6 protein-coding genes are annotated in these 5226 nt (G+C 52.1%); 3 read left to right on the top strand and 3 right to left on the bottom strand.

From position 1 onward, the window contains the following. Positions 1-169: 169 nt before the first annotated feature. On the bottom strand, positions 170-2050 hold the full coding sequence (locus ACFWW2_RS21020) for a ParB/RepB/Spo0J family partition protein (protein ID WP_393931499.1): 1881 nt from the start codon (positions 2048-2050) through the stop codon (positions 170-172). A gap of 153 nt (positions 2051-2203) precedes the next feature. Here ACFWW2_RS21020 and ACFWW2_RS21015 point away from each other — a divergent pair, with 153 nt between their 5' ends. The 3 genes from ACFWW2_RS21015 (at position 2204) to ACFWW2_RS21005 (ending at position 3699) form a co-directional block, all read left to right on the top strand. Next, entirely contained in the window at positions 2204-2605 is a 402-nt protein-coding gene (locus ACFWW2_RS21015; protein WP_393931501.1) for a transposase domain-containing protein, read from the top strand. Between the two features lie 327 nt (positions 2606-2932). Continuing rightward, positions 2933-3115 (top strand): hypothetical protein, encoded by a 183-nt coding sequence (locus tag ACFWW2_RS21010; RefSeq protein WP_393931497.1) that lies wholly within the window; start codon positions 2933-2935, stop codon positions 3113-3115. Between the two features lie 230 nt (positions 3116-3345). Further along, the gene (locus ACFWW2_RS21005) at positions 3346-3699 is read left to right on the top strand and encodes a hypothetical protein (RefSeq protein ID WP_393931495.1); all 354 of its coding nucleotides are present in this window, start codon (positions 3346-3348) and stop codon (positions 3697-3699) included. A gap of 199 nt (positions 3700-3898) precedes the next feature. On the opposite strand, the gene ACFWW2_RS21000 is transcribed toward ACFWW2_RS21005, so the two are convergent. Both ACFWW2_RS21000 and ACFWW2_RS20995 read right to left on the bottom strand, forming a co-directional pair. Next, entirely contained in the window at positions 3899-4414 is a 516-nt protein-coding gene (locus ACFWW2_RS21000) for a hypothetical protein (protein WP_393931493.1), read from the bottom strand. A gap of 169 nt (positions 4415-4583) precedes the next feature. Beyond that, on the bottom strand, positions 4584-5171 hold the full coding sequence (locus ACFWW2_RS20995) for a replication initiator protein A (protein ID WP_393931491.1): 588 nt from the start codon (positions 5169-5171) through the stop codon (positions 4584-4586). Positions 5172-5226: the final 55 nt, after the last annotated feature.

Genomic DNA, 5226 nt, shown 5'->3' with positions numbered 1-5226 from the left:
CTAATCATCATCTGATTGGCCTAACGGCCAACGCGCCTTGGAACGTGCTTGCTATTTGAGGGCATCACGCCCCAAGGCGCGCCACCAAGTGGCCGACTTTTGCTCCGCCACAGTGGCAGGGTTTTACGCCGCCGTTGACACTTCGTTAAGGAAGCATGGGCCAAATTACTCATACACAGAAGATCGGACACTCTCGCGCCTTCTGTTCCGGCGTCACTTTGTAGACTGCCTGAACATCAACGTCGTGGAACAGATCATGTATCGTTTCGTCTTTCTTACCCTTTTTCAGCTTCACAAACGCCTTGTACTGTTCGTCGGTTTTGTCCCGGTTTAGTAGCATCAGGAATAAATCATCCAGTTGCCAACCCTTGTGGCGCTTGAAGCAGTTTGCAGCGGTTGGGGTCCAAACTTCGCGCATGTTTGCGCCTGATTTATCTGCGATATACGACATGAAGTCCTGTTCCTGAGTTTTGAACGCTCGGGCGAACCATGATGTGATCGTTGCATTGCGCGACTTCTTACCCTTGGCAACAAAAGCTTCGAATGTTTCGTGCATCGTGTTGGCGTCGAACTCGATTTCGATTTCATCCGAGCGTTGGCCCCCTAAATCAGGGTGTAGGCCGAAATTCTCGTCCTCCCCTTGAGGCTTGTTGCGCTGCACGTCAAAGCGCACAGCCATTGTCTCGGTGCCCCATGTCGAGCCGCGCGACAGGCCGAATGCCAGCAAATCCAGAACAAGTTCGGGTTTACGCAACAGGGCTGTTTGGAAAGCCGCCAGACGGATAGCGGTCATGTCTTCAATAAAGCTGTTGGCGAATGGCGACTTGGCATCCACTTTGGCTTGCGCCTCTGCAGCCTCCTTTGCGGCCCGTTCTGCTGCCAGAACCTCGTCAGACTTGAGGAACCCTGCATCGACAGCCTTTTGGCGATCCTCAGCCTTCACAAGTCCAATGACGGACGAAACGTCTCCCCGCGAAGTGACATAGACCACAATGCCAGACAGGGCGCGTTGTTCCTCCGAGTAATCACCTTCGAGGATTTCTTTCAGGGCCTCTTTGTCGGCCTTTTCGTCGTCTTCGAGATTCCACCACTGAGTGTCTTTGAGTTCGTCATACCGGGCCTGCTGATCGTCTGTCAGGACACCCGGCACTTTCGAAAGCGCGCTGTAGGTTCCATTGCGGGTTAGATCGTGCGTGGTCGCATAATTGTCAGCGATAGTCTCAACCCATGCGAAGCGAAGCTCTACTCGCAGCGCTTCCGCCTTTGATGATAACCTGGCCTCGAAAAGCTCGTCCAGAAGTTCTGGGTTGTCGACGGTTGCATCCTCATCAAAGAGGTTGGTCGTCAGTGTTCCACCGGCACCTTTGTAGGCTTCCAGACCAACAAAATTCATGCTTCGGCAGTTGGCGTCCAGCTTGTCGTCGTTCAATGCTCGTTTGATCTGGTAGGAAGACCATCCGTAACCGTTGATGGCCTGATCCAGCACCTTCAAGACTTTTTCTTCGTCGTCGCAAATGGTGAATGCCTTTGCGTCGCTAAAGCTGATGTCACCAACTTTCAGAGCCTCCAACACGGGAGAGGGCAGGTTGCCGAGTGCGATAAAGCGGTAAACGTCCTGTTCTGTATCACAATACGCTTTGGCAATCTGTGCCACTGTCAGGCCGCGTTCCTTCGACCCTGCATAAGCCCGGATTTTATCAACGATATCCATATCCACACGTTGAGTGTTTTCCAGCAGCGCCCAGCTACGCGCTGTTTGAAGATCATCTGTCACTCGTACATCGATCTGTTCCAGATCAGCCCGTTCCTTGACCGCGATCTGCAATGCAAGCCAGCGCCGACGCCCTGCGACGATGCCGATTTTTCCATCAGCGTCGATCAGGCCACAGAGGTTTTGGATCAAACCACTTGCAATGATCGTCTGGGCAAGCTCCTGAATCGAGTCCTCGTCAACGTCTTCGGTTGCGCGGGGGTTGTGTTCGGAAACATAGGTGTCGGCCAGCAGGACTTTTTGAGGGCCATCGGTAACGAAATTGGAAACTGCGTTCATGGGTAATGCTCCTTTGCTATGAGCGGCCTATAGCCGCGTCCCATACTCGGAGACTAACCGAACCGCCAGCCACAATCAACAATAAAAACAATGTAAGTTATTGTTTTTATTGAAAATATAGTCCTTTCGCTATTGAGATTCTAGGGTAGCTGCATCTCGCAGATACACGACAATACTCTTGGTCGAAGGTCTTTCATCAATGGCAGGCAAAAGGTTGTAGCCGCCAAGTTCAGCGGCGTTAATCCGCAAGCCTGGCTCACTTGGGTCCTCGCCAAAATCGCAGACCACACGATCACACGTATCGACGAACTCCTCCCGTGGCGCTATTGCTGCGCTAGCAGCGCAACTCCCTGTCCCTGGAGGTCCATACATCGGCCTTCACAGCGGTGGCCCCTGTGTTCTTTGCCGCAAATGGACATCCCTTTGCCAAACAACGTGCTGAAGCGGCGGAGGAGCAGGCACGGCAAGAAAAGCTGCGGGAAGAGCGGTCAAAAATCTTGCAGCGTCAAAGCCAACAACAGGTGGCGCGCAATTTGGGCTCTTAGATTGATGTGATCAGCACGTCGGCATCGCCCGCAAGATCATCATGACTGAAAGGGAATGCGGTGGTCGACGGAACGCAACTGCGGTTTGTCGGTAAAATGCCATCTGCGCCTTCGACCTGGACTGCGAAACAACGATAAGACGCGCACATCGTGTCCCTCTCGTTTTCTGGAAGATGCAAGATCCGGCCCCTGGACCAAATGCCGGCACGCGGGTGCCTTCAAGCACAACTTTCCCCTGCACGCTGCGCGCCCATTCCGCGCGAGACAAAGTTGCGCCTGACATCCGGCCGCAATTGGGGCCGCAAGAGATTTGCATCGAAAACGAAAGGGACACGATATGAACTACCTCAACGCAGTTACACCAGTCGAAGGCACAGACGGTAAAACACGCTTCCACAGAGTCGGCGTCGCATTCCCCCAGGCCGACAACGCAAAGTCAGTCATGAAGATCCAGCTCTTCGCATTGCCAACAAACGGCGAAATCATCCTTTTTGAGCCCAAGCAGGGCGACAGCGACTGATCGCTACCGCCGCAGCAAAGGGGAAGACCTCAGGGTCCTCCCCATTTGCCAGCAGCAATCCTGTGGCTTCGCATCGCACAGGCGCAATGCCGCTGGCGGCATCATGCATCGTCGGATGCACGAAGCCCGTTCCACGGTCTGTTGGAGCCTGTTGAACCAACAAGATAAGGGGTTGAGAACGATAATCTTGAAAATGTTCCTGTTATGTTCTATATTTGATCAAGATATCCATGGAGGTTCACATGCTCAATTCAGCACCAGCAACCAACACTCAGCCACAGTTGCAGAGCAACGATTATCATCAGTTGCCCGTCACGGAGAAACAGCTGAGTTTTGCAAGATCAATTGCGCAGCGATCCGGCATTGTGCTGCCATGGGACGTCCAACAAGACCGGCACCGCCTTTCACGTTGGATAGATCGCAACCAAGGCAAAAAGCGCGAAACATCGCCCTTTGACGACTACCCATCATCAAAGCAGGTGGCCTTTGCAGAACGCATCGCCCGCTACAAGCGCAGCGAAGTCCCCCACGAATGCTTCAAAGACAAGAGCCTCATGTCCAGGTGGATCGATAGCAACAAGTGAAGGTACAGTGCGTTGCATCCCCATAGTGGATCATGACCGATTATCTTGACAATGTGGGCACAAAACACTATGTTTTTGGCAGGCAGGTTCGACTTTAGAGGTCACTGTCATGTCAACCCAAAGCCTCGGCAGAGGGTCTAGCATACCACGGTAATGGACAACTAATTCAAAGGCTCAGCTTAGGCTGGGCCTTTCGAATTTAGGGCACTCTGATCTGATTGAACAGGCACATGCGGGCAAAATAGCTCAAATGGCGGCGATTCTTCTGCGATTCATTCACAACACGCGGGTGCGTAGACAAAACCTCCATACGAACGCCTCCTGGGATAGATTCAAAACAAAAGACAACAGACCACTGTCTGCCCTCATCGGTTTCAATCAACATCAGATTCTTGTTGCCGCCAAAGCTATGCGAAATGAACGTCAAAGTGTCTGAAGCGATGGCCGCTTTGATCAGATCTGGCAGCTTCAGAGACATCTTAAAGCGATCATGGTCAAAGGTTCGCTTAGTTCCGTGGTGATCAACAAAGTCGTGCTGGTCCCCGTACTTGGTACGATTAGTATAAACATGGTTTGAGAACGCAACGACAATGCCAAGGGTCTGATCAGGCTTTTCCCCGCGATTAGGCATACCTGCTGCAAACGCTGTCAAATGCGCCAAATCATAGCGAACGCCATTCTGTAAAAAGGATGAATGAGACATTGGTAGTGGCATTGGGATGTCGTACAGCGAAGACGGATCGACGGCCAATGGAAAAAAACGGGGCGTTCAGCTTCAGCTGAACCGGGCTCTACCTCGGCTGCGCCTCACCCGAGCCAAAAATCACAATGATTGCAATCCGAGCGCCGGATAAGTGCAATTAGTTACAAATACTGGTCGCCTTTTACCTTGGACGCCCACGCTTCTCGAACCATTTCCGGCAAAAGCCCACAAAGGCCCGATCTGGGTTCTTCGGTGCGTCCAGCCCACCGTCCATCATCCAACCCTTCCATTCACTTTCGAGCAAGTAAATATCCCAGCCAGGTGCTACCTCTCTTGCGTCTTCATACGCCTTTGATGACAGCGCGATGCGGGGACCTTCTACCAACATCACTTCTTTATGCATTGATCCGCGGTTAACGAAGACAATGAGATCAGTATCGCCTTTGAACGAGACTGAATAGTCAGGGAGGTGATCGCCTTCTACAAGTTGCCTCAGTGATCGTCGGAATTCTTTGAGAGAGGATTTTGATCCAGACTTCTTATGAAGCAAATCCAAATTGATGGACCAAGTCGGCTGTCGTCCACAGTGCTTGCGGGCAATTTCGTAGACCCGGCGTTCGATAGGCTTGCGCAGCCGGAAATAGTCTTTGTGCAAAGTCAGCACTTCTTGCGCGCGGATCGCATTAAAGCGTTTCGGTTTGAACCTGAATCGCTGGGGATTCCCTTGAGGGATCAGATGTGATTCATCCTGTTTGGGAGGATGGATCATGTCAGCACCTTTGCCATTGGCACTCAGGACGCGATTTCAGAGATATATTGAAGAA

It is taken from the genome of Yoonia sp. R2-816 (genome assembly GCF_046762905.1).
Lineage (GTDB): Bacteria > Pseudomonadota > Alphaproteobacteria > Rhodobacterales > Rhodobacteraceae > Yoonia.
This window is presented reverse-complemented; position numbering and strand designations above follow the sequence as displayed.

Excerpts from the sequence above, each read along its gene's own strand:
- ACFWW2_RS21000 (WP_393931493.1), bottom strand. The coding sequence starts at position 4,414 with ATGCCACTACCAATGTCTCATTCATCCTTTTTACAGAATGGCGTTCGC.
- ACFWW2_RS21010 (WP_393931497.1), top strand. The coding sequence starts at position 2,933 with ATGAACTACCTCAACGCAGTTACACCAGTCGAAGGCACAGACGGTAAA.
- ACFWW2_RS21005 (WP_393931495.1), top strand. The coding sequence starts at position 3,346 with ATGGAGGTTCACATGCTCAATTCAGCACCAGCAACCAACACTCAGCCA.
- ACFWW2_RS21020 (WP_393931499.1), bottom strand. The coding sequence starts at position 2,050 with ATGAACGCAGTTTCCAATTTCGTTACCGATGGCCCTCAAAAAGTCCTG.
- ACFWW2_RS20995 (WP_393931491.1), bottom strand. The coding sequence starts at position 5,171 with ATGATCCATCCTCCCAAACAGGATGAATCACATCTGATCCCTCAAGGG.